The organism is Providencia sp. 2.29 (assembly GCF_015832305.1).
GTDB lineage: Bacteria > Pseudomonadota > Gammaproteobacteria > Enterobacterales > Enterobacteriaceae > Providencia > Providencia stuartii.
On the sequence record NZ_CP065420.1, the window covers coordinates 656,938 to 678,955 of the forward strand.

The following is a 22,018-nucleotide window of genomic DNA, read 5'->3' on the forward strand; positions in this document are numbered from 1 at the left end:
TATGAAATATAAGTTATTGTTAATTCCACTATTATTTATAGCACATAACAGCATGGCCGCGGTTTCTCTTGATAGAACAAGAGCGATAGTAGAAGGGAGCTCTAATCCAGTTATTATTAATATTGAGAATCAAAGTGATACTTTGCCCTATTTAGCTCAGGCTTGGATTGATGATAAAGATGGTAATAAATTAACAACAGGGCCGTTAATTGCAACACCATTGGTTCAACGTTTGGAACCAAACGTAAAAAGTATGATTCGAATCTCGACGACGGATGTATCTCAGTTACCGAAAGATAGAGAGTCTGTTTATTACTTTAATTTAAGAGAGATCCCGCCTAAAAGTGATAAACCGAATGTTATGCAGGTCGCATTACAGTCAAGAATTAAATTATTCTATCGCCCAGAGGCGATTTTAGATAAGGCAAAAACCAATTGGGCTTTAGATTTAGAATTACAATCTGTCAGTAATGGTTATGTGGTTAAAAATACATCACCTTTTTATTTGACCGTGATAGGCTTAGCCGGTGATAGAAATAAGTCAGAAAATGGTGCCTTTGATTCGTTTATGATCGAACCTTTTGGTTCTTATCAAGTCAAGACTGCTCATTTTCAAAAGCCTTATCTTACTTATATTAACGACTATGGCGGAAGGCCAACAGTTTCATTTAACTGTGATGCATCCGTCTGTAAAGCAGATAAACAATAAATTTCAGAGCTAACAAAGTGAGAGTGCAATGAAGTATTTTTATTTAGTGTTTTACACTTTATTTATTTCATTTAGTAGCATGGCCACTCAGTATGAGGAAAATAATTATTTTCCTTCGAATGATGTGACATCTGCAATGAAGATGAATGAATTAAGTGGAAAACTGAATTTTAAAATAAGTTTAATGTACTCTCCGTGTGTCATTTTAGCTAATGAATATGTTGGAAGTTTCTTTTTTATTGAGTTAGATAAATGCTTGTTTAATGATAATAATATAAAAATTCCATTACAGGCAAAAGCGAAAGTGTTTGAAGGTAATCAGCAAGTGATGGCATCTCAGAAGCTATTCTCAGGTAGAAATAATGTTTATCTACAGACTAAAAACATTAAGGGTAGAGCAGTGATTATGGAGCTAGATTATGATTAAAAAAATACTGGTCATATTACTTAGCTTGATGGTATCTCCCGCTTTTGCCAGTGAATTGGTTATTAATTTTAATGGTAATTTAGTTGATAAAAAGTGTGAAATTAAACAATCAGATATAACAGTTCAATTCATACCTTATTCATTAGGCTATATTGAAATCGGTGGCAATATCTCGGATAAAAAATCATTTGCAATTGAATTTCAAAATTGTACGCCAACACTGATGAATAAGATTATAAAAATTTCATTAGACTCTACTAATGTATATAGGCGAAATGGCGTTGATTATTTGAAAACGCAAGGTGGAACCGGTCTCATTGTCGGCCTAGAAAGCATGAGTGGGGAGCCTATATCATTTAATCAACCTTTAGAAGTACAGGTTACTAATGATAGTAAAGCAGAATTAGTTTTAAATGCATTTTTAACTAAAGGTGATTTCGCTAAACCTGGCACTATTCATGGCACAGCAAGTGTTATGGTTAATTATAATTAATAAGAGGAAATAATATGATAAAGACAAGACAGTTACTCTTATTATTATTGTTTCTATCCAATTGGAGTCTTGCCGCTGATTTTAATAGCGGTCGTGCAGATGTCAGAATAAATATTAGTGCAACGATTGTTGCTCCGGTCTGTACCGTTTTAGGCAATAATAATCAATCACCCTTGTTTGTGAACTTTGATAACATTGATTTTTCTGACGTAGAGAGTGGAACTGCTTATCAAGATATTCAACTTAAATATAACTGCGCTGGTAGTTCAGTACCCGCTAACAAAGTGATGAGCTTATATTTATATCCGACAAAATATGGCATTTATACACAGGTAGGTAATAATGTATTACGCACATCAAAGGAGGGATTAGGAATTTCGTTGACAAAAGAAAATACTAATCTTGATTTAAATAAGTGGATCCCTTTTGGGAGTAATGAGCTAGAAGGCTCATTTATTCTTCGTGCATCTTTAATTACACCTGATAAATCACTATTAACTGAAGGTAGCTTTGACAGTACGGTGGCTATTTTGATGAGTTATTTATAATCTGAATTAGGTCTTATGATGAAAAAATTTTTTTCTTTACTACCGGTCGTATTATTTGCTTTTTCAAATATTAGCTCCGCTGGAGACCCTGATGATTGGACTGTCATGGGATATAATGGCACTCAGTTTACCGCAAATACAACTTGGACAGGGGCTAATTTTAATGGTGTAAACTTAACGTTGAATGCCATTTTAAGTAGCTCTGGCGGGAGAATGACAGAATATGCTTGGGGGACTCGTGCCTGTGCTCCTTATGGTGGTTCTCCTAATTCAATTAACGTGCAGTATGTTATCGTACCAAATACAGTGAGATATGTTGATCCTGTAACGCGGAAGGCATTTGATTTTAGAATTGTTTTACCTCAATCTTTGGGATCAATTTCGGGATATCCTAATGCTCAATACGCAAAAATAGGTCAAAGTGCAGGTAATGTCGGGCGTGCAACGTGCAATTCAGTACCTTATACACCGATGGCTTTTAGTGGGCAAACGGCAGTAACTTTAATTAGTAATACAAATTTACCGATTAGAAGTACACCGCATATTATTCAAGTGGATACAACTTTGTTTGGGGTAAGGAATCCGGAGGTACCTAGTAAATGGTTAAGTTCTGTTGCGCTAATCCAGCCTAAAAACTCAGCAAGGTTAAACTTTTATGTCACGGTGGTGAATACGTGTCGAGTCGATAAAACTCAATTAGATTTTAATTTTGGTACATTACCTCAGTCATTAGCAGAAGGTAAAAATTTGACTAAAACAATAACGGTTAGTTGCACTCATCCAGGCAATATTAAAGTGACTTACCGACCATCAAAACCAATTGATAGTGCTAATCCAACTCGTACTAGTTTAGATTTAGGTAACACGTCATCGGGTTGGTATGGTGAGCTATCCGTGGATAATAAAAAACAGTTAATTACCACTTTACAAGGCATTACAAATAAAACATTAGATATTGGTATGACATTAGGAAAAAATAGGGCTAATGCATCGGTAGGTAATATGAGTGGTGGTGGTGTATTAATTTTTGAGTATATTTAATTTGAATTACGTTTGGTGATGGTGAAAATCAATGGATTGATTTTTACCATTTTTTATTGATATTAACACGCATAATGAGTCATTATACGTGTTAATATATGCTTTGTTTTATGATTCTCTTCATCTTCTGAGTTCACTATCACCATTTTTAATTCTCAAAATAATAAGCATCAATAATAATGAAATTAATCGTTTGATTTCCTATATCAACCTCGTAATCAATTAAATATTGATTGATTCTGTCTGTTCGATGAGTTCGTGAATATGCGCCATGACTGAGTTGATAGAAAAATACCACTCGTTTTATGCGTATTTTGTTTGTTGAAGTATTTTAGTTGTTCTCCTATGATGAACTATAATTTAAATAAAAGGATAAAGTTATTGAATATAAAATTAAAATAATTCAGTGTTTTCTCTATAGAATAGTGAGTTGAGGAACCGTGTTTCAAGTCATCTATAAACGTTTAATAAAATGATTAAAGGTATAAGATGTCCTCTATTTTAAATGTTCGATTGTTTTGTTTTTTGGGATGCTGTTACTTATGATTAATGAATGAGTGAAGCTTTAGTGGCGAAATGTTAGAGAGCGAGGGTATGTATATGGAAACAGCCTTGAGCTTTGAAATCAGTGCTATGTCTAAAATAGATAATACATTAGAACATTTGCTAAAAAATACTGAAGAGCTAACGCCCTTATTCTATACAGTGAATACTGAGATAGGTAAAACTGAATGGCGAGATACCTATAATACGTGTTGTGAATTAAAGAACCTTACTCATGTAAATGTGGTTCCTCATATTGCGATTAATAATAAAGATGAATGTGAGTTATGTTTTATTATTGAAGAGTATTTGAAGAATGATATAACAGAATTGTTTGTCATTAGGGGGGATAGACACCGTTTTGATGAGGAACTCCCATTTAATTATGGCATAGAACTTATTGATTTTATTCGGAGGAGATACCCTGAAGTGATGATAAAATCCAGTATTTATCCTGATTATCACAAAGAGAGTATCACACCTGAAATAGAAATTGATTGGCTAAGAAAAAAATTGCAATTAGGCGTTACAGAGCTTATTAGTCAATTATGTTTGAATAAAAATGCATTTTCTTATATGAAAAAGCAATTGGGGAATGATATTCCTATCACAATATCAATGATGCCTATGCTTAACTTTAGTTTTATCGAATCGTTTTTTAAAAATAATGCGATCGATTATCCATTATGGATAAAGAAACACATAAGACCGAGTAATATTAATAACCATAGGGCATTTGGTATTCAGCTTACTCAATTTCTCATCGGAGAGTATATAAAAGAAAACAAGCGATTGCATTTTTTTACATTAAATAATGCAGAGATGGTCAAAAAGCTATTTGATAAATTGAGATGAATCATCTGAATATCACTGATAGATTGAACTATTTTTTCCAGCGAAATTAATATTGGTTTTATCCCAACGACAATAGGGGATGATAATCAGTTTTAATTTTATCCTTGTTAGGCTAATTCAGTATCAATGAGGGCATGATAATGTTAAAAGTCGATTACAATGCGTACCGTTCAATAAAAGGTTTTAATCGTAGAGTAAGGTTTTTAGTCATGCATTACACTGCTTTGAATTTTCAAGGTTCAGTTAATGCATTATCAGGAAATGCCGCTGTAAGTGCTCATTATTTAGTTCCCGATCCAACAGATAAAATGTATACAGATGCTGGGTTTAAGGGGATGAGAGTCTTTAATTTAGTTGATGAAAATGAAAGAGCTTGGCATGCAGGCGTGAGTGCATGGGCTGGTAGAACTAACTTGAACGATACTTCGATAGGTATTGAAATTGTCAATGAAGCTCAAGATAACAACGGGAATTTTCTTTTTCCGCCATATAATGAAGTGCAAATTGAAGCAATCAAACAATTAGCATTAAATATTATCGAACGTTACCCTGATATTATTCCTACCAATATTGTCGGACATGCGGATATTGCACCTGATGGGCGTAAAAGTGATCCCGGTGCAGCGTTTCCTTGGAAACAACTTTATGATGCAGGAATTGGGGCTTGGTATGATGAGGCGACTAAATCTTGTTATATGCAGAAATATAACGGGGGATTACCAGAAAAAGCAGAAATTTTAGAGAAGTTAAAACGCTATGGGTATGACGTTTCAAAAGCGAATACAGATAATGGCTATAAAATGTTAATTCGAGCTTTTCAGCTTCACTTTAGACCAGAAAACTATGATGGTATTGCGGATGTTGAGACGGTTGCGATCATTTATGCCTTAGTTGAAAAGTACTTCCCTTAATGTAATTGCGTTAGTTGAATAATAGGACTTTGCCTAATACTTCATTGAGTGTGATAGTGAACGTATTTATTTAAGAATGAAATGCATTGGTGTTCAATCCTATTTGGAGAGCAATGTAATAGGGGCGTTGCCAATGCATTTACTCCCAGTTGTATTATTAAATAAACAAATAATTATATGGTTAATGAATCAAATATATTGGTTTTTCCATGAATTTATTAAGGGCTGTGTCTAAGCACTCACAGCATCTTTTCTTGGCGAATAATAAAACCGGATGAAACCAGTTCTGTGCGGTTGCTGACATTCGCCTTAGTAAAAATATTGCGTAAATGGGTTTTCACCGTAGACAGTGAGACCCCAAGTTGCAAAGCGATACGTTTATTGCTTGCGCCTTCTCGGACTAAGTGAATGATCTCTTGCTCCTTCGGGGTATAAGAAACCAGAGAATCAGGCAAAATGTCAAAAGTCATTAATTCAGCAATAGGTAAAATCGCGTTAAGCCGCATAACTTCTTGTTGTTGAAAGGGAGCATCCCGCAATACGGAGATCCCTGCGATGATCTTGTTTTTACGACGGATAAAAATCTCTGCCATATCTGTAATATTATTTGGCCTCATAAAGTCGTTATAAAACTCTTGGCTTTGTTGTTTCATGTCAGGTGCCATTCTGACTAATCGTAAATCATCACCTCGGAATTTATCGGGGTGTAACGGATCTAACTGATAAAAATGCTTTAAATAATCTTGATGCATACGTGAGCTAATACCATAGAGCACATGGTTATCAGGCTGCCAAAAATCATCCACCAAGTAATAAACGGATGCCGAAACAGGAATAATATGAGCAATTGTGTTCAAGCAACAGTTGATTAATGTTCGCTGGTGGTAGCACAAAGGGGGTGTCTTCATCATATTACCTTCCGTAGTGGGTCCAATCATTATCATGCAACTAATTCCTGTTAACATAAAATAAACATGTTAATAACGTGAGCTTGATTACAATATTTAAACTTCATCGGTGATAAGCCAACTCACTCAATTCGCCAATCTGTATCTTTCGTTACTACTTTATTAACATATTAATAATCTAGTTGTCTGTTATTTGTTGATTTTTAATGTATTATTTGTTTTTTTTGCAATTTATCCGGTACTTTTCGCGGCTATCCCCTTTATTCCCTCCCCCTATGGGTATCGTCCTTTAGGACGATAGCGGCAAGATTATGCTTATTTCTATAGTGGCAATGCAGTCACTCTATTTTTACAAAAAATTCACAATCATGACTGTGTTCTGAGAAAGAGAGGGAAGCAAAATGAATATATCCTCAAAATTAACCTCACATATTGAAAAGGGGAAAGTAGGGTTTCCAACGACCCTAGCTAGCTCTGTGGGTGTAATTATGGCAAGCCCTGTCATCTTGACGGTGACAAGCGGTTTCGGGATCGGCGGTGATACTTTTGCGTTAGCCGTACTGCTGAGTTTTATCATGATGCAAGCTCAGTTGACGACATTCTCTGAAGCAGCGGCGATTTTGCCAACATCAGGTTCTGTCTATGATTATATTTCATGTGGTATGGGGCGTTTTTGGGCAATTACGGGGGCATTATCAGCCTATTTGATTGTGCATGTGTTTGCAGGAACGGCGGAGACAATTCTGTCGGGTATCATGGCATTGGTAAACTTTGAAAGTCTCAATACCGTGATGGAAACCAGTAATACTTCTTGGATGGTTGGGGTTGGCTTAGTGATCACATTCGGCCTACTCAATGCCTTTGGTATCGAAGCTTTCAGTAAAGTGGAAGTGGTGCTCACGTTTGCGATGTGGAGTACTTTAGTCATATTTGGTATTGCCGGATTATTAATGCCATTCCATGCATCAGCTGAAGGCTGGTTTGGTCTTGGATTAAATATTTCAGACCCAACACTCGTGTTAAGCTTTGTGGGGATGGCGATGTTTATGTTTGTCGGTTGTGAATTGGTCACACCGATGGCCCCTGAAATTAAAAATTCAGCAAAAGTTATTCCTCGCGCCATGGCAACGGGGTTGTGTGGTGTTGCTTTTTGTATGTTCTTATTTGGTGCTTCAATGACACACCAAGTTGAAAACATCATTGTTGATCCTGCGAACAATGTTAGCTTGTTAGAAACACCAATGGCGATCCCTGCTTTCGCGGGGCAAGTGTTTGGGGATATTGGTAAATATTGGATTGGTATTGCGCTGTTATTAGCGGGTGGTGCAACGATTAACACATTGATGGCGGCGGTGCCACGGATCCTTTATGGTATGGCTCTTGATGGCGCATTACCTCGCATCTTTGCTTACCTGCATCCACGTTTTAAAACACCAGTATTTGGTATTTTTGTGGCGGTGATGATCCCTTGCCTACATACTTTCGCGATCCAAGGTGATTTAGACCGGATCATTCCATTAGTTTTAGCGGCAGTATGTTCTTGGGGAACGGCGTATTTGTTGGTGACTATCTCGGTTATTCTATTACGTATTCGTCGTCCTGATTTACATCGCGCTTATCGTTCACCGTTTTTCCCGCTTCCACAAATTATTTCTAGTGTCGGCATTATCTTGGCGATTATTTATATTACGCCGCCGGGAATGAATAAGTCTGATGTCTACATTCCTTTTATTATTATGTTAAGTCTGACAGCAAGTTACGCTTTAATTTGGACTGTCTTTGTGCAGAAAGTAAATCCATTTAAACCTGTTCCAGTTGAGCAAGTGCTATCAAGCACCTTTACTGAGGAAGAGTTGAAGGGGGTGAAAATTGAGCCACTACGCAACCTCGCCTAAGGGCAACATTTGGCAGCGTTTAAATAAAAAACGGTTGCCAGCAGGTTATCAACAAGGGTTAACCTTGAATAGGGTAGAGCGTGATATTTTACCGTATCAATGTGAATGGGGAGCTCCAGGGGAGCTCCTAATACACCCGCAGGCGTCATTGACTATTCGAGTGACTGAACGTGTTAAAACCTTATTTATGGCGTTTATTGTATTTAGCCGTTTTTCTGTGACAGGGCGCTGTGGTTCAGCTATCAATGCAAAAATTACGGTGAAAACCCGCGGGAGCTTAAAGCAAAAACATGTTCATTTCATCTCGAAGGATGAAGAAGGGCAAGCCGTCGTTAATTTATTGAAAGAGTACCCCATTATTGCTCAAACACTTGAAGAGTTAGACTTTAATTATTTTCACTTAGTGATCAAAGATGGGGTTTGGCATTGTGAAATAGAGCCTTTTACCGCTTCCGAGATGGTGTGTCGAATGCCAGCAATCCGCCGTTATTTACGTTTAACTCCAGAACAAAGGCACCGCCTATTAAGTGCATTGCAATTATTCCAGCAATTTATGGAAAAACATTATGATAATCATTGAGTTTGAAATGTTAATTTGATAGTAATGTTTGCTATTGAAACTCTTTCTCAATGGAAATGGATGTGAAATCGTTACCGTTATTAGGCTGTATCTTACTTTCATCGGCAGCTATGGCAGCCGTTCCAGATTGTATTCGCTTGGATGAATTATCTCCTTCTATTGAGGGGATTCATAATAGCGAAGGTCATAGCTGTTTGCTGGTTGAAATCTCAAATAAACAGTACATTCGCCAAGAGGGGGATGGTATTTCAGAAGCTGTGCTTTCAGGGAATGATAAGCAACCCATTCGCGTGTTAGTACAACATTTACCACAAACAGAGCCGCATTCTGTCTCTTATATTGTGCCCAAGCAGGGGCAATATTACCTCAATTTACAAGGTGCACCGGAGCAGCCTTGGCATCTCAAATTTAATTTAACTGACTATCAACCATTAGCGATTGAAGCGGAACATAAAATTGATAGCCCTAAATTACAAGCTTTACTTGATGCACATAAACAAGAGAAAACGACAGACGCTTTTTGGCGAGAGGTAAAAGCACAGGGAACCCCCTTAGTTGAAGAGTATAAAAAAGGACAAAAGAAGGTCACTTTTTTATGGCGTGGTGCAACCGCTAATGCTTATATTTTAGGTGCGCCTTCAGGGAATCATGAAACCATGGCCCATATCCCGAATACGGATATCTGGTATCGCACTTTTATCGTTCCGAAAGACACTTTGTCACAATATAAAATCGCCCCTGATGTGCCGAAAGTGACAGAAGGTGGGTTCGCACAACGCAAAGCGATTTTGGCGACGGCACAAGCCGATCCATTCAATGCGCATGGGATCCCGTCATTTGCGACGGATCGCTATAATCGCTTTTCATTATTGTCATTAGCGCCAGAAAAACGTCAATGCGACTTTGCCAAGATTGAGGGGCACCAACGTAAAGGCCGCTTAGAATCATTTAATTTTCACAGTAACCTGTTAAATAATGATAGGCAGATTTATCTGTATCGCCCTGCGGTCGCAATGAGTAAGCCATCGGTGTTGGTATTATTAGATGGGCAAACCTACTTGCATACTTACAAAATGGCTGACTTTTTTGATAAGTGGATGTCGGAGGGCGCAATACCACCAATGTATGTGGTGTTCCTTGATAGCATTAGCTCCGAGCGCCGCAACGTCGAGTTACCACCAAATCCTGATTTTCCGAAGATGCTGTCAAAAGAGCTGATGCCTGTCTTAACAACAAAAGGTATCCAAGCACCTGCACAGTCAACCATTATTGCCGGATCGAGTTATGGAGGATTAGGTGCGACTTGGAACGCCCTCTCACATCCTGAATTATTCGGCAATGTACTTAGTATGTCAGGCTCTTATTGGTGGGCGCCTAAAGGAAAAGAGCCTGAGTGGCTGATCCGCGAAATAGAGCAGATGTCGAAAAAACCATTGCGTTTTTACCTTGAAGCGGGGCTATTTGAGCAACGTGGTAGTTGGGGCGGTATCATTCAAAATCATTATCGATTATTGGATGTATTGAAGCATAAAGGTTATCAGGTGGAAGCGACTGAGCTACCAAGTGGACATGATTATGTCTCTTGGTGTGAAACGCTCTATACAGGAACTCGTTACTTAATGGCGGAACCACCGAAACAATAGTGTCATTTAATTGACCCAAAGAAAAACAATAATGGAAGCAGCCACCGTGTTGTTAGGCTGCTTTTTTTATTCTTAATGACAATGATCTTTTTTTCGACATAAAAGCGTCATGCAACTGTCATCTGACTCAATTAGCATGCCTGTCATTATTTGAAGCAATTACATATTTAATTTCTTTTTATTATTGGCAAGGAAATGGTTATGACAGGTCATTGCATGAAATCGATTTTAGCTGTTGCTGTAAGTACAATGATTTTTGGTAGTGCTATCCCTGTATATGCGGCAACGCCGACAGATGCGGTTTCACAAAATCGCGCAGCACAAGGTGATATCACTAAATTTGGCGGTGCTCGTCGACTAGCACAAGAGCAAACCGATATTATGAAAGCGGCGCTCCATAATGGGCAGGCGAAAAACGTCATTCTGTTTATTGGTGATGGTATGGGCGACTCTGAAATTACGGTAGCACGTAATTATGCAGAAGGGGCAGGCGGTTTCTTTAAAGGTATCGACGCATTACCTATTACTGGTCAATATACTCACTACGCATTAGATAAAAAAACGAAAAAACCTGATTACGTAACAGATTCAGCCGCTTCAGCGACAGCTTGGTCTTCTGGCGTGAAAACCTATAACGGTGCTTTAGGTGTTGATGTGTTTGATAAAGACCATGAAACCTTACTTGAAATCGCTAAGCGCCATGGTAAAGCGACAGGTAACGTGACGACCTCTGAAATTCAAGATGCGACCCCAGCCGCGCAATTTTCCCATGTCACAGCGCGTAAATGTTATGGGCCAGAAGAAACCTCCGCAAAATGTGCGAGCAATGCCTTAGAGAATGGCGGTCGTGGTTCAATCTCTGAGCAACTGCTGGTTACCCGTGCTGATGTTACATTAGGTGGCGGTGCGAAAAGCTTTAAACAAGTGGCGAAAGCCGGTGAGTACAAAGGTAAAACGCTAGAGGAGCAAGCAAAGGAGCGTGGTTTCAATATCGTGCGTGATGCGAAATCCTTAGATGCGGTTACTGTTGCAAACCAAGATAAACCTGTTTTAGGCCTATTCCATGATGGCAATATGGCGGTTGCTTGGGAAGGTCCTAAAGCAACGCATTATGGCAATATCAATAATCCACCGCTTGAGTGCAAACCGAACGCTAAGCTAGATCCAAATGCACCGACATTGGCTCAAATGACACAAAAAGCAATCGATCTGTTGCAAGTCAACCCGAATGGTTTCTTCTTGCAAGTTGAAAGTGCTTCGATTGATAAACAAGATCATATGGCTAATCCATGTGGCCAAATTGGTGAGACGGTAGCTTTGGATGAGGCCGTACAAGTTGGCTTAGAGTTTGCGAAAAAACACGGTGATACATTGGTGATTGTCACTGCTGACCACGCGCACTCCAGCCAAATTATCCCTGAAGGAACCAAGTCTACTGGGTTAACACAAGCATTGATCACAAAAGATGGTTCCGTCATGGTGGTTAACTACGGTAACTCTGAAGAAGAAGATTCACAAGAGCACACCGGCGCACAGTTACGCGTTGCAGCGTATGGCCCACATGCCGCTAACGTCATGGGGTTAACTGACCAAACCGATTTGTTCTTTACCATGCGCGATGCCATGGGATTGAAACAATAAACCAACCTGTAAGTGGAATCCTCTGCGATAGGAGATTGCGGAGGATTTTTTATTGCCCCCTCTTTTTAACCTCCCGCTATTTACGCTCTCTTACATTAACTTTTTTGCGTTAACTCAGCGATTCAGGTATAAAAAATGATTAGACGATTGAGCCTGCTTGATGCGTATTGTGGCATAGTGGGGAGAGTTTAATCGCTTATTCATACCATCCGCATTAAGGTTTATTGTTAACTTTTTGAATAATAATAAAAATAATGTATGATTGTATGATTTCACTTAATTCGGCAACGTTTTAAGTTATCTAATTAATTCATCCATCAAGCTAGAGTGAAAAAGGCGGTCTCCTTCCGTTTGAAATCACTCGTACAGTTTTATCACCATTGTCTTAAATATAACAAATATAACGTCATAGGGTTTCAATGCTGGCACTTTTACATCTTTTATCATCTGTCGCATTGCTAGTTTGGGGCACACATATTGTCCGTACTGGTATTATGCGGGTTTTTGGTGCAGATCTACGCCGTATTTTAGGAAAGAGTGTTAATAAGAGAACAAGCGCATTTCTTTCCGGCGTAGGGGTAACTGCGCTCGTGCAAAGTAGTAATGCAACGGCATTACTGGTTATCTCTTTTGTTTCTCAGGGGCTGATTTCATTAACGCCTGCCATGGTTATCATGCTTGGTGCCGATGTCGGGACAGCGTTGATGGCGAGGGTGTTAACGTTTGATCTCTCTTGGTTATCACCGCTGCTGATCCTTGTGGGTGTTTCAACCTTTTTAAGCCAAAAGAAAAATCGCACAGGGCAAATTGGTCGTGTCGGTATCGGGCTTGGGCTTATTTTATTAGCGTTACAGTTAATTGTGGCATCGGCAGAGCCGATTACCCATGCTGATGCGGTGAAGGCAATTTTTACCTCGTTAAGTGGGGATGTTGTCTTGGCACTGCTGGTGGGTGCTCTGTTTGCCATGGTGAGTTATTCAAGCTTAGCAGCGGTGTTATTGACTGCCACATTAAGCGCAACAGGCTTGGTGCCTCTTTATATTAGCTTGAGTATCGTTATTGGCTCTAACATTGGTAGTGGCTTACTCGCCATGATGAGTAGCCGCGGGCAAAATGAAATTTCACGACAAGTCGTTCTGGGGAGTTTGCTATTTAAACTAATCGGCTGTGTTGTCGTATTACCTTGGGTGAAACCACTGGCAGAATGGATTGGGGGCTACGGCTTTAATGAAGCCGAAATCGTGATCTATTTTCACGTGTTTTATAACCTAGCTCGTTGTCTTGTCATGTTGCCTTTTGTTGGGCCAATGGCGAGGTTATGTAATAAATTAATCCCTATTGTTCCTTCGATGGAGCAAGAGGTTGCCCCGCGTTATTTGGATAAAAGTGCATTAGAGACGCCATCACTGGCAATCGCTAACGCCGTACGAGAAACATTACGTATGGGGGATCTACTTGAATTAATGCTTCAACGTTTTACAGATGTTCTTAACGGTAATAAAGAGCAGAAAAGGGAAATTAACCGCTTGGATGAAGAGGTCGATATGCTGCATAGCAGCATTAAACTCTATTTAGCGCAGTTACATCAAAGCGAACTCAGTGAGGAAGATTCAAGGCGTTGGGCTGAAATTATTGATACTGCTTTTAATTTGCAGCAATCATCGACTATCATCCACCGAATGACTTCTGAGTTAGTCAAAAAATCGATTGATAATCGCCGTTCCTTCTCTAATGAAGGTTATAAAGAGCTACATTCTTTACTTGAGCGATTACAGACGAATTTGAATCTAGGGATGTCTGTTTTTGTTTCGGCCGATATTGATAATGCGAAACGTCTACGGCGTGCAAAACACCGTTTTCGTCTTATTAACCAACGCTTTGCTTATGCGCACGTTGAAAGGTTACACAAACAAAATATGCAAAGTCTAGATACTAGTAACTTACATGTTAGCCTGCTAGGCGATATGAAACGGTTGAATTCATTATTTTGTGCCGTTGCTTATCATGCGCTAGAAGGCGTAGCAGAAAGCCGTAAAGAACAATTGAGTTTAGAAAATGAGAAAAATACGTGAATTAACAAGGGATGAAGTTCCTTCGGTTTGGTCAATTGATAGAACAGAATTAATCGAAAATTTATATCTTCACCAAAATGGGAAATTAGTGTTATCCGCGCAACGCTTTGATATGAAAGGTTGGCCGGAAGGTGAACCTGAGGCATATACGCCACATTTACTCGAAAGCTATGATAACGGAGCGGTATTTATTGGCGTGTTTGATCATGACACACTAATCGCCGCTGCAAGTTTAGATAATGTATGGCGTGGTGAAGAGCGTAATTTACTTCAATTGTCATTCTTACATGTTAGCCACCGCTATCGGGGTGAGGGCTTAGGGGGCATGTTATTTAATCAGTGCTGTGAATTAGCCAAAGAGAAAGGGGCAGCTGGCTTATATGTATCAGCAACGCCTTCTGAAAATACAGTCCATTTTTATCAGTATATGGGGTGTGAACTGCTGGATAAGCCAGACCCAGAGCTATTTGCCTTAGAGCCTGAAGATATTCATTTTGTTTATTTATTTAATGAATAAATAGCTTTTATTTTTTCTTAAATCGGCATGGTTTCCTCAATAAAAAATATTGTATTTTGCCAAAAACAAGATATGATTGATAATCATTATCATTTAGATTGTTGAGGTCGCTATGCCAACTAGCGTAACAAAAAGCACTTATCTACGTCGCTCTACAGCAGGGTTATGGGGTGTTTTCGCGGTTATTTTGTTGAGCGTGATTTATCTACTCAGCAATATGGGGCTAAATAGCCTTAAAGCTGTCACGATAGTGACTATGCTAACCACCGCCGCAATGTTATTCAACCGCGGCTCTCGGCGCTTATTGATTATCCCCGCCGTGATAGCACTGTTATGCAGTCTAATGGCTTTAGTCTCACAACATAGCGTATAAGATAACCGTAGTTTACACGCCTACAGCGAATCTTCGGGTTATAGGGAAAGGGTTCGTTGATCGAGATAGGAAGTTAACAGTGGTGCGAAAGGGGGGACTTGAACCCCCACGCCCGAAGGGCACTAACACCTGAAGCTAGCGCGTCTACCAATTCCGCCACCCTCGCAGGTACTGTCAATTCATTGAAAGCTATCGATTTAATTTTTAACTTGGTGATTAAAAATTGTAGTCTGTATGGTGCGAAAGGGGGGACTTGAACCCCCACGTCCGAAGGACACTAACACCTGAAGCTAGCGCGTCTACCAATTCCGCCACCCTCGCAATATCAGACTCTATTTTGTGTCGATAGTACGCAGCGGATTTTAGGCTAATTTAGCCGCGCGTCAATAATTTTTTTATTATGCTTTTATTATTTGATGTAAAAACGGCCAACCATTTCTAGGTTAGCCGCGATAGAAATCATGGAGGTTTATGGATTAGCGTTTAATTGCTTGATAAACCTTAAATTTACCTGTTTTTGCTAATACTTCATGGCTGCCAAATGCCTTATCAAGCATGTCTGGATAAGGTAAAAAAGCATTGGCCACAATACGGAGTCGCCCACCTTTTTTCAGGTATTTCGGGGCTTGGAAAATCATATTTTCAGCCGCACTGTAGCTGGTATTTAACCCATCATGGAAAGGGGGGTTAGAGATAATCCAATCAAAGGTGTCATTGATATCTGAGTAGGCATCGCTTGCAAGTACTTTGCCAGTTAACTGATTGGCTTGTAATGTGGCGATAGAGGAGGCAATAGCAGCCGCGCTCACATCACTCAGTGTCAATGTTACATTAGGGTTGTGGCTTCCGACGACGGCAGCTAAAACGCCATTACCGCAAGCAATATCAAGTAGATTACCTGTAATAGGCTCATTCAGTGTAGAAAGTAGGAGTTCACTACCAATATCTAATTCATTGTGACTAAACACGCCAGGTAAGGCTTGGATCTGTACGTTCTCTACTTCATAGCGGCGCCACCAACGAGTTATATCAAAATCCGTAGGTTGTTCTAACTCACCATAATACAGCCCACAGCGTCTTGCAGAGTCAATTTTTTGCAATGTCGCGATGCCTTCCATGATAGATTCGGCACTTTTTACACCGCTACGGTTTTCGCCAACAATAAAAATTTGGCTACCTGTGGTCAGGTGAGTGCATAAATCATCCAGTTGAAAGCAGGCTTCTTGTTTATTTTTAGGCCAGAAATAGATCAGGGTATTGCAAGGACGTACAAAATCAGCATCTGCTACCGCAGCAAATTTCACACTGTCGCCCATTAAGGAGTGCAAATTTTGCCAACGATGGTATTGATTAGTGAGAACACGTACGCTCGCAGCTTCTAAGGTTGCTGCTAATTCATCTTGGATGTCACCCGCTAAAATGACATGGCGATCGGTAAAATGCTCAAGGTGGCGTTGGATAACTTCGCTAGCCGGTGTCAGTAGTGACATACTTTGTTGATCTCCTAAAATACCCTCAATCTTTCGAGCCATCGCGTTTTAGCGTCTAGCTACAATGCAAATTGTTTATGGTATGTATGTAAGCCTAATTATTTTGTGCACACTTTATCAGAAAATGGGGAAATAGCATTGCTCTGTTGGCGCTATTGATCCGCTTTGATAAGATGTCGTTGTTAACATAGCGACTGGAATGAAATGAATGGCACGACGTGACAGACTTTTAAATCAAATGGGTATCACTCAATGGGTAGTGAGAAACCCTGCTGTATTACGTGGTGAACGTGGTGTAAGAATTCCAGATTCGACTAAGCTTATTATTATTACTGATGAGAACCTTGATTTAAACAACCGTCTGTTAAAAGATATTTTTCTGGCGATGAAAATTTATCCAACGGATGTGGTTTGTATTAATTCAGAGCAATTGGCAATGCTTCCAACACCAATAACAATAAATTGTTGGGTCTTAGGCGGCCAATCTCATCCAGAAGGGTTAAATACAACCTTTATTTCTCCTGTATTAGATGAGCTGGCAGCCAGCAATAGCGCTAAACGGGCACTTTGGGAGCAGATTTATCAATATGACGAAAATTTCAGCACTAAAGCAGTCTGATCTTGCGACAGCTTTCTTAATCGAAAAGTTAAGTCATGATTTTCCTTGGACTGAGCGTGTTTTTTATGGAAACCAAGGGGAAAAGTATCATAACATCAAAATTACTCTTAATAATCAGATCGTTGGTTTTGCTATAACACAGTGTGTTCTTGATGAGGCAACACTCTTTAATATTGCCGTGCACCCCGATTATCAAGGAAAAGGGTATGGGCGTATGTTAATGGAGCAACTGATTAAGGATCTGGTTGATAAAGGGATTTTGACATTATGGCTTGAAGTTCGTGAATCGAATGCACCGGCGCTGCACCTGTATGATAAATTAGGGTTTCATCAAGTGACGGTACGTAAAGATTATTACCCTGCAAAGCAGGGGCGAGAAGATGCGCTTATTTTGGCATTAACCCTGTTTAATGACGCATAATGTGATTATTAAACCACGGCCGAATATGGGTCGTGGTAAATTTGCCTGCCGATTATTTAATACGAATACTTAAGCCATATTAGCCTTTTACAATGAGTGGGTCTTGGCTAACCATATTATATTCAGCATCTTTTCGGTAACCAAAAAGCCGAACCAGTGTGCGACGGTTATCTTTTACAATATCCCGACTATGTAAGCTTAATTTATTATTAATCACTATCATCCTATATGGCTGCAAATCGACGGCATCAAATTCCATATTTTCGGCAATAGAATTAAATTTATTATACGTTTTTTGGACGAATTCTGAAGCCGCGGGATTGAGTGAAAAACGCTCTGAATTATAATTCATATTCAATTTTCCATGCTTATCAAGTTCAAGGATAGAAATACATTTTCCACCGATACTTTTTCCTTCACTGGCTGTTTTCGCTTTACGGAAATCAAAGCTGGCTGTGGTTAAAGCAACGATTTCTTCAGGTGATAATTGGTCAATGATGCGCTTAATGGGGGCTACTTTTGTTGTTTCTGATAAAGGGTTCCACCTTGCAGTGAGTATCAGCGATGACGGTGAAGGGGAGTGCCCATCGATAATGTTAATTGCGGAGTAATAAGGGTCTTCAGTGTGTGGTACGACCGCTTTGCCCGAATGGGAACTGGCATCAGGGGCTTCATTTTGGCGTTTTTCAGCACCACCGCCATTAAAGTTAGCTACAATTCTAATAATATTTCCTAGGTTTTCAGTATCATAAGCAAATGTGGTTTCATTTAATAATGCTAAAATAATTTGCTCTTGTGAGGCCAATTTTAAAATTTCGATATCACTTTCTAATTCTTGGAGGGTCGGTAAGGCGCTTTTATTCGGAAGGTTAATCGGTTCACCATTAACGTCCGTATCCACAAACCCTTCAAAAACTAAATAAGGAATTTTTTCATTCCTATAGTCATCCAGTAGTTTCTTATCTTCATCATTGAATAAGTTGTATAACTGAGTTGCAACCTGCTCTGCTAATTTTTGACTTCCTGATATTTGAGGCCCACCATTTAAAGCGAATTGATAGGACTTTTCCTGTAAAAGCGTGGCGATCTCACTGCTGAGGAAAATGTGATTAATGGTTTTATTGTCTGGCATAATTTTATTATTCCTATAATTCAATTTGTTAGATAACGATTTTTAATGAATAAAAACTAATTCATTAATTAAGGAATAATAAAAAAATATTATTTTTTTTCGATTTCTTAATCTATTAGTGTTTGATCTTATAATCGGATGCTTTTTATTTGACGGCATGAAAAACCACAGTATCCAAACTGTGGTTTTATTCTAATAGGCTTTTAGAGGGTTATTTAGATAGCTTTTCAGATGCAGGTAGAATAGGGGGATTGATCACAACTTGGCTTTTTTTGCGGTACTTCTTTTCTGCTTTTTCTGTGCGGACCTCTTCATTAAGGCCTTTGTATGTCGAATAACACATCAATAGCATTAATATGGAAAGCGGGATAGCAGTGGCAACTAAAGCAGATTGTAAACCGGATAATCCACCTGTGATGATCAATACGATAGCAATAGCCGCGATAACCACTCCCCAAATGGTCTTCGTCGTATGGGTTGGATTTGGGTTACCATTTTCACTGACCATTCCCAATACGAATACGGCTGAGTTTGCTGAAGTAATAAAGAAAACCATCACTAAAACCATAGCCAATACGCATAAGAAGGTGCTTGCAGGGAAATAGTCTAAGAATTTAAAGAAAGCAGAAGTCACATCTGATTTCACCGCTTCTGCAAGTGCTTTTTGTCCCATGTTTTGGATAAGATGGATGGCTGAGCCTCCCATCACGGCAAACCAAGCGAATGAGCCGAACACAGGAATAAAGACAGCGCCAATCATAAACTCTTTAATGGTACGCCCTTTGGAAATACGCGCCACGAAACTCCCTACTAAAGGCGCCCATGCAATCCACCAGCCGAAGTAAAAGAGAGTCCAGTTCGCAATCCAAGCACCATCATTATAGGGTTCAGTACGGAATGACATACTGACAAAGTTTTGTACATAGTCACCAATACCTTGAAAAAGAACTTTAAGGATCGTTTGTGTCGGGCCAGCAAAGAGAATAAAACCCATCAAGGCGAATGCTAATAGCATATTTAAGTTAGATAAATGCTTAATCGCACCTTGTAAACCAGAGATGGTCGACATGATATAAATGATGGTGACCACTGCAATAATCGCAATTTGGATCCAGATACTTACAGGGATCCCCCATAAGTAATTCATGCCACTGTTAACTTGCAGTGTGCCAAAGCCTAGCGAGGTCGCAATACCAATAACGATCGACAATACCACTAATACATCGACCCATTTCCCTATCGAGCCTTTGATACGTTCACCGATCAGTGGGTAAAACACAGAGCTCAGCGATGAAGGTAATTTCTTTCTAAATTGGAAAAAGGCTAATGATACACCGACTAAGGCATAGCAGGCCCAAGCTGAGACCCCCCAATGTAAATAGACATATTGCATGGCGGTTTTTGCTGCTTGTTCGGTATAGCCTGTACCAACTGGAGGGCTGATATAGTAAGAAACAGGCTCGGCAACTCCCCAAAACACGAGGCTAATCCCAATCGATGCACTAAATAACATTCCAACCCATGTTGCGGTACGATATTCGGGGCGATCACTGTCCTCTCCAAGCCGAATATGACCAAACTTTGAAAAACCGAGATACATACAAAAACTAAAAAAGATAAAAACGGCTCCGAGTATAAACCAACCTAAATTGTTATAGATAAAACCCAGAGAGTAATTTGAAAATGCTTCGAGTTTGTCAGGTATAAAGGCGCCTAAGCTGATTAATACCAGACTAAAGGCGAGTGATACGTAAAATACAGATTTCTTATTATTCATCATACCTCTTCTCCAGTTGCTCACTTATTTTTATGTCTTTTAATGAGAGTTGGTTTGCAGGGAATGCTACTTTTGGTTTACAGAGAATATCCATGAAAATATTGCGTGGTCAACAATTAATTAACCTGTAATTAACAAATGTATTTCACGATATGTCATTATCTATATGTTTTAAATAGGTAAATTATTATTGTTATAATAATGTTTAATATTTCGTTTGATCATTATTGAGATCTAGATTAACATTCCCAAAAAACATGTTAACTATAAGTTTACATAAGTGAGGCAATAATGATGAGCAATGCAAAAAAAGTCATTTCGATTAATGATCACCTTGATATTGATAATGCGTGGACCATTCCTGCACGCTATTACACGTCAGATGACGTATTTGAGTTCGAAAAAGAAAATATCTTTGCTAACTCTTGGGTTTGTGTTGCTCACAGTAGTGAGGTGAAAGAGAAAAATGCCTATATCACTCGCCAGTTGATTGGCGAAAGCCTTGTTATCGTTAGGGGGCGAGATGATGTTTTGCGGGGCTTTTATAATGTCTGCCCGCATCGAGGCCATCAGTTGATCAGTGGTGAAAGCGGTAAAATGAAAAATGTCATCACTTGCCCTTATCATGCTTGGGCATTCAAATTGGATGGTCAATTGGCACATGCGACAAACTGCGAAAACGTGAATAACTTTGAAGCCGATGCCATGTCATTGAGCAGTTTTCATGTGATTGAGCACGCAGGGTTTATTTATATTAATTTGACAGAAGGGGAGCCTCAACCTATCGAGGAGCAACTGCCTGGATTAGCGGCAAAAATGGAAGAAGCTTGCTCAGTGATCCGTGATCTGAAATTAGCGGCACGCTTTGTCAGCCATACGCCAGCTAACTGGAAGACGATTGTTGATAACTATATCGAATGTTATCACTGTCCAACAAACCATGTCAGTTTTGCTAGCTCGGTCGATGTCAATGTGTATGAGCACCAGTTGAATGAAAACTGGACGGTACAGATTGGTCAAGCCAAACCTTCAGAGTCGTCATATCAATTTGATGAATCAGTAGTCAATCCACGTTTCTTCGGCTTTTGGATTTGGCCTAGCACCATGTTTAATATGCCGCCAGGTGGTGATTTTATGACCGTCATTTATGAGTTTCCGGTTAGTGCGGGAGAAACGTTGCAGCATTACGATATCTATTTCTTAAACGAAGAATTGACGGAGTACCAAAAGAATTTAGTGGAGTGGTATCGGACGGTATTTCGCCCAGAAGATCTGCGCCTCGTTGAGAGTGTTCAAAAAGGGTTACGTTCCCGTGGCTATCGAGGGCAAGGGCGGATCATGGCTGATAGGCAACGTAGTGGGATCAGTGAGCATGGCGTCGCACACTTCCATAAGCTGATTGCAACGGCACACACTGAGTGAC

At 39.5% G+C, this 22,018-nt stretch carries 21 protein-coding genes and 2 tRNA genes; 17 read left to right on the forward strand and 6 right to left on the reverse strand.

Annotation, left to right across the window (positions count from 1 at the left end):
- Position 1 precedes the first annotated feature (1 nt).
- From I3B46_RS02800 to I3B46_RS02830, 7 genes are all read left to right on the forward strand, one after another.
- Positions 2–709 carry a fimbrial biogenesis chaperone gene (locus I3B46_RS02800; RefSeq protein ID WP_004926549.1) on the forward strand — a complete coding sequence of 236 codons (708 nt, stop codon included), beginning with the start codon at positions 2–4 and terminating at the stop codon, positions 707–709.
- A 28-nt stretch (positions 710–737) separates the two neighbouring features.
- Entirely contained in the window at positions 738–1,136 is a 399-nt protein-coding gene (locus I3B46_RS02805) for a hypothetical protein (RefSeq protein ID WP_036941941.1), read from the forward strand.
- The gene (locus I3B46_RS02810; RefSeq protein WP_004926555.1) at positions 1,129–1,629 is read left to right on the forward strand and encodes a fimbrial protein; all 501 of its coding nucleotides are present in this window, start codon (positions 1,129–1,131) and stop codon (positions 1,627–1,629) included. Before I3B46_RS02805 ends, I3B46_RS02810 begins: the two co-directional genes overlap by 8 nt.
- Positions 1,630–1,643: 14 nt before the next feature.
- Positions 1,644–2,177 carry a fimbrial protein gene (locus I3B46_RS02815; protein WP_004926558.1) on the forward strand — a complete coding sequence of 178 codons (534 nt, stop codon included), beginning with the start codon at positions 1,644–1,646 and terminating at the stop codon, positions 2,175–2,177.
- 15 nt (positions 2,178–2,192) lie between these two features.
- Positions 2,193–3,218: a PapG chaperone-binding domain-containing protein gene (locus I3B46_RS02820; protein WP_004926562.1), complete on the forward strand. Its 1,026-nt coding sequence runs from the start codon at positions 2,193–2,195 to the stop codon at positions 3,216–3,218.
- 600 nt (positions 3,219–3,818) lie between these two features.
- Entirely contained in the window at positions 3,819–4,616 is a 798-nt protein-coding gene (locus I3B46_RS02825; protein WP_036941938.1) for a methylenetetrahydrofolate reductase, read from the forward strand.
- A 140-nt stretch (positions 4,617–4,756) separates the two neighbouring features.
- The gene (locus I3B46_RS02830; RefSeq protein WP_076914514.1) at positions 4,757–5,527 is read left to right on the forward strand and encodes an N-acetylmuramoyl-L-alanine amidase; all 771 of its coding nucleotides are present in this window, start codon (positions 4,757–4,759) and stop codon (positions 5,525–5,527) included.
- Between the two features lie 239 nt (positions 5,528–5,766).
- Here I3B46_RS02830 and I3B46_RS02835 read toward each other — a convergent pair whose 3' ends face one another.
- On the reverse strand, positions 5,767–6,438 hold the full coding sequence (locus tag I3B46_RS02835; RefSeq protein ID WP_014656840.1) for a LuxR C-terminal-related transcriptional regulator: 672 nt from the start codon (positions 6,436–6,438) through the stop codon (positions 5,767–5,769).
- 398 nt (positions 6,439–6,836) lie between these two features.
- On the opposite strand from I3B46_RS02835, the gene I3B46_RS02840 reads away from it, so the two are divergent.
- The 7 genes from I3B46_RS02840 to I3B46_RS02870 all read left to right on the forward strand — a co-directional run bounded on the left by I3B46_RS02840 (position 6,837) and on the right by I3B46_RS02870 (position 15,156).
- Entirely contained in the window at positions 6,837–8,330 is a 1,494-nt protein-coding gene (locus tag I3B46_RS02840; protein WP_004926576.1) for an APC family permease, read from the forward strand.
- On the forward strand, positions 8,305–8,910 hold the full coding sequence (locus I3B46_RS02845) for a DUF3156 family protein (protein ID WP_169342126.1): 606 nt from the start codon (positions 8,305–8,307) through the stop codon (positions 8,908–8,910). The genes I3B46_RS02840 and I3B46_RS02845 overlap by 26 nt, the downstream gene beginning before the upstream one ends.
- A gap of 56 nt (positions 8,911–8,966) precedes the next feature.
- Positions 8,967–10,553, forward strand: coding sequence for an alpha/beta hydrolase-fold protein (locus I3B46_RS02850; RefSeq protein ID WP_231405920.1), 1,587 nt, complete (start codon positions 8,967–8,969; stop codon positions 10,551–10,553).
- Between the two features lie 201 nt (positions 10,554–10,754).
- Positions 10,755–12,194 (forward strand): alkaline phosphatase, encoded by a 1,440-nt coding sequence (gene phoA, locus I3B46_RS02855; RefSeq protein ID WP_061064676.1) that lies wholly within the window; start codon positions 10,755–10,757, stop codon positions 12,192–12,194.
- 419 nt (positions 12,195–12,613) lie between these two features.
- The gene (locus tag I3B46_RS02860; protein ID WP_004926590.1) at positions 12,614–14,266 is read left to right on the forward strand and encodes a Na/Pi cotransporter family protein; all 1,653 of its coding nucleotides are present in this window, start codon (positions 12,614–12,616) and stop codon (positions 14,264–14,266) included.
- Positions 14,250–14,783, forward strand: coding sequence for a GNAT family N-acetyltransferase (locus I3B46_RS02865; RefSeq protein WP_036941931.1), 534 nt, complete (start codon positions 14,250–14,252; stop codon positions 14,781–14,783). Before I3B46_RS02860 ends, I3B46_RS02865 begins: the two co-directional genes overlap by 17 nt.
- Positions 14,784–14,895: 112 nt before the next feature.
- Entirely contained in the window at positions 14,896–15,156 is a 261-nt protein-coding gene (locus tag I3B46_RS02870) for a DUF1435 family protein (protein ID WP_004926595.1), read from the forward strand.
- A gap of 80 nt (positions 15,157–15,236) precedes the next feature.
- Here the strand turns inward: I3B46_RS02870 and I3B46_RS02875 are convergent.
- The 3 genes from I3B46_RS02875 to rsmC all read right to left on the reverse strand — a co-directional run bounded on the left by I3B46_RS02875 (position 15,237) and on the right by rsmC (position 16,646).
- Positions 15,237–15,322, reverse strand: a tRNA-Leu gene (locus I3B46_RS02875).
- A gap of 69 nt (positions 15,323–15,391) precedes the next feature.
- Positions 15,392–15,477, reverse strand: a tRNA-Leu gene (locus I3B46_RS02880).
- 155 nt (positions 15,478–15,632) lie between these two features.
- Positions 15,633–16,646 (reverse strand): 16S rRNA (guanine(1207)-N(2))-methyltransferase RsmC, encoded by a 1,014-nt coding sequence (rsmC, locus tag I3B46_RS02885; protein WP_072502539.1) that lies wholly within the window; start codon positions 16,644–16,646, stop codon positions 15,633–15,635.
- Positions 16,647–16,854: 208 nt separating this feature from the next.
- Here rsmC and I3B46_RS02890 point away from each other — a divergent pair, with 208 nt between their 5' ends.
- Together I3B46_RS02890 and rimI are read left to right on the forward strand one after the other, a co-directional pair.
- Entirely contained in the window at positions 16,855–17,265 is a 411-nt protein-coding gene (locus I3B46_RS02890) for a DNA polymerase III subunit psi (protein ID WP_004926599.1), read from the forward strand.
- On the forward strand, positions 17,234–17,686 hold the full coding sequence (gene rimI, locus I3B46_RS02895) for a ribosomal protein S18-alanine N-acetyltransferase (protein ID WP_004926602.1): 453 nt from the start codon (positions 17,234–17,236) through the stop codon (positions 17,684–17,686). The genes I3B46_RS02890 and rimI overlap by 32 nt, the downstream gene beginning before the upstream one ends.
- 79 nt (positions 17,687–17,765) lie before the next feature.
- Here the strand turns inward: rimI and I3B46_RS02900 are convergent, their stop codons facing one another.
- Both I3B46_RS02900 and I3B46_RS02905 read right to left on the reverse strand, forming a co-directional pair.
- A complete protein-coding gene (locus I3B46_RS02900) occupies positions 17,766–18,818 on the reverse strand; it encodes a hypothetical protein (RefSeq protein ID WP_072502538.1) in 1,053 nt (350 codons plus the stop codon).
- A gap of 211 nt (positions 18,819–19,029) precedes the next feature.
- Positions 19,030–20,598, reverse strand: coding sequence for a BCCT family transporter (locus I3B46_RS02905; protein WP_004926609.1), 1,569 nt, complete (start codon positions 20,596–20,598; stop codon positions 19,030–19,032).
- A gap of 291 nt (positions 20,599–20,889) precedes the next feature.
- On the opposite strand from I3B46_RS02905, the gene I3B46_RS02910 reads away from it, so the two are divergent.
- Positions 20,890–22,017, forward strand: a complete 1,128-nt coding sequence (locus tag I3B46_RS02910; RefSeq protein ID WP_014656833.1) for an aromatic ring-hydroxylating oxygenase subunit alpha — start codon at positions 20,890–20,892, stop codon at positions 22,015–22,017.
- Position 22,018: the final 1 nt, after the last annotated feature.

Excerpts from the sequence above, each read along its gene's own strand:
- I3B46_RS02800 (WP_004926549.1), top strand. The coding sequence starts at position 2 with ATGAAATATAAGTTATTGTTAATTCCACTATTATTTATAGCACATAAC.
- I3B46_RS02805 (WP_036941941.1), top strand. The coding sequence starts at position 738 with ATGAAGTATTTTTATTTAGTGTTTTACACTTTATTTATTTCATTTAGT.
- I3B46_RS02810 (WP_004926555.1), top strand. The coding sequence starts at position 1,129 with ATGATTAAAAAAATACTGGTCATATTACTTAGCTTGATGGTATCTCCC.
- I3B46_RS02815 (WP_004926558.1), top strand. The coding sequence starts at position 1,644 with ATGATAAAGACAAGACAGTTACTCTTATTATTATTGTTTCTATCCAAT.
- I3B46_RS02820 (WP_004926562.1), top strand. The coding sequence starts at position 2,193 with ATGATGAAAAAATTTTTTTCTTTACTACCGGTCGTATTATTTGCTTTT.
- I3B46_RS02825 (WP_036941938.1), top strand. The coding sequence starts at position 3,819 with ATGGAAACAGCCTTGAGCTTTGAAATCAGTGCTATGTCTAAAATAGAT.
- I3B46_RS02830 (WP_076914514.1), top strand. The coding sequence starts at position 4,757 with ATGTTAAAAGTCGATTACAATGCGTACCGTTCAATAAAAGGTTTTAAT.
- I3B46_RS02835 (WP_014656840.1), bottom strand. The coding sequence starts at position 6,438 with ATGATGAAGACACCCCCTTTGTGCTACCACCAGCGAACATTAATCAAC.
- I3B46_RS02840 (WP_004926576.1), top strand. The coding sequence starts at position 6,837 with ATGAATATATCCTCAAAATTAACCTCACATATTGAAAAGGGGAAAGTA.
- I3B46_RS02850 (WP_231405920.1), top strand. The coding sequence starts at position 8,967 with ATGGATGTGAAATCGTTACCGTTATTAGGCTGTATCTTACTTTCATCG.
- phoA (WP_061064676.1), top strand. The coding sequence starts at position 10,755 with ATGACAGGTCATTGCATGAAATCGATTTTAGCTGTTGCTGTAAGTACA.
- I3B46_RS02860 (WP_004926590.1), top strand. The coding sequence starts at position 12,614 with ATGCTGGCACTTTTACATCTTTTATCATCTGTCGCATTGCTAGTTTGG.
- I3B46_RS02865 (WP_036941931.1), top strand. The coding sequence starts at position 14,250 with ATGAGAAAAATACGTGAATTAACAAGGGATGAAGTTCCTTCGGTTTGG.
- I3B46_RS02870 (WP_004926595.1), top strand. The coding sequence starts at position 14,896 with ATGCCAACTAGCGTAACAAAAAGCACTTATCTACGTCGCTCTACAGCA.
- rsmC (WP_072502539.1), bottom strand. The coding sequence starts at position 16,646 with ATGTCACTACTGACACCGGCTAGCGAAGTTATCCAACGCCACCTTGAG.
- I3B46_RS02890 (WP_004926599.1), top strand. The coding sequence starts at position 16,855 with ATGGCACGACGTGACAGACTTTTAAATCAAATGGGTATCACTCAATGG.
- rimI (WP_004926602.1), top strand. The coding sequence starts at position 17,234 with ATGACGAAAATTTCAGCACTAAAGCAGTCTGATCTTGCGACAGCTTTC.
- I3B46_RS02900 (WP_072502538.1), bottom strand. The coding sequence starts at position 18,818 with ATGCCAGACAATAAAACCATTAATCACATTTTCCTCAGCAGTGAGATC.
- I3B46_RS02905 (WP_004926609.1), bottom strand. The coding sequence starts at position 20,598 with ATGATGAATAATAAGAAATCTGTATTTTACGTATCACTCGCCTTTAGT.
- I3B46_RS02910 (WP_014656833.1), top strand. The coding sequence starts at position 20,890 with ATGAGCAATGCAAAAAAAGTCATTTCGATTAATGATCACCTTGATATT.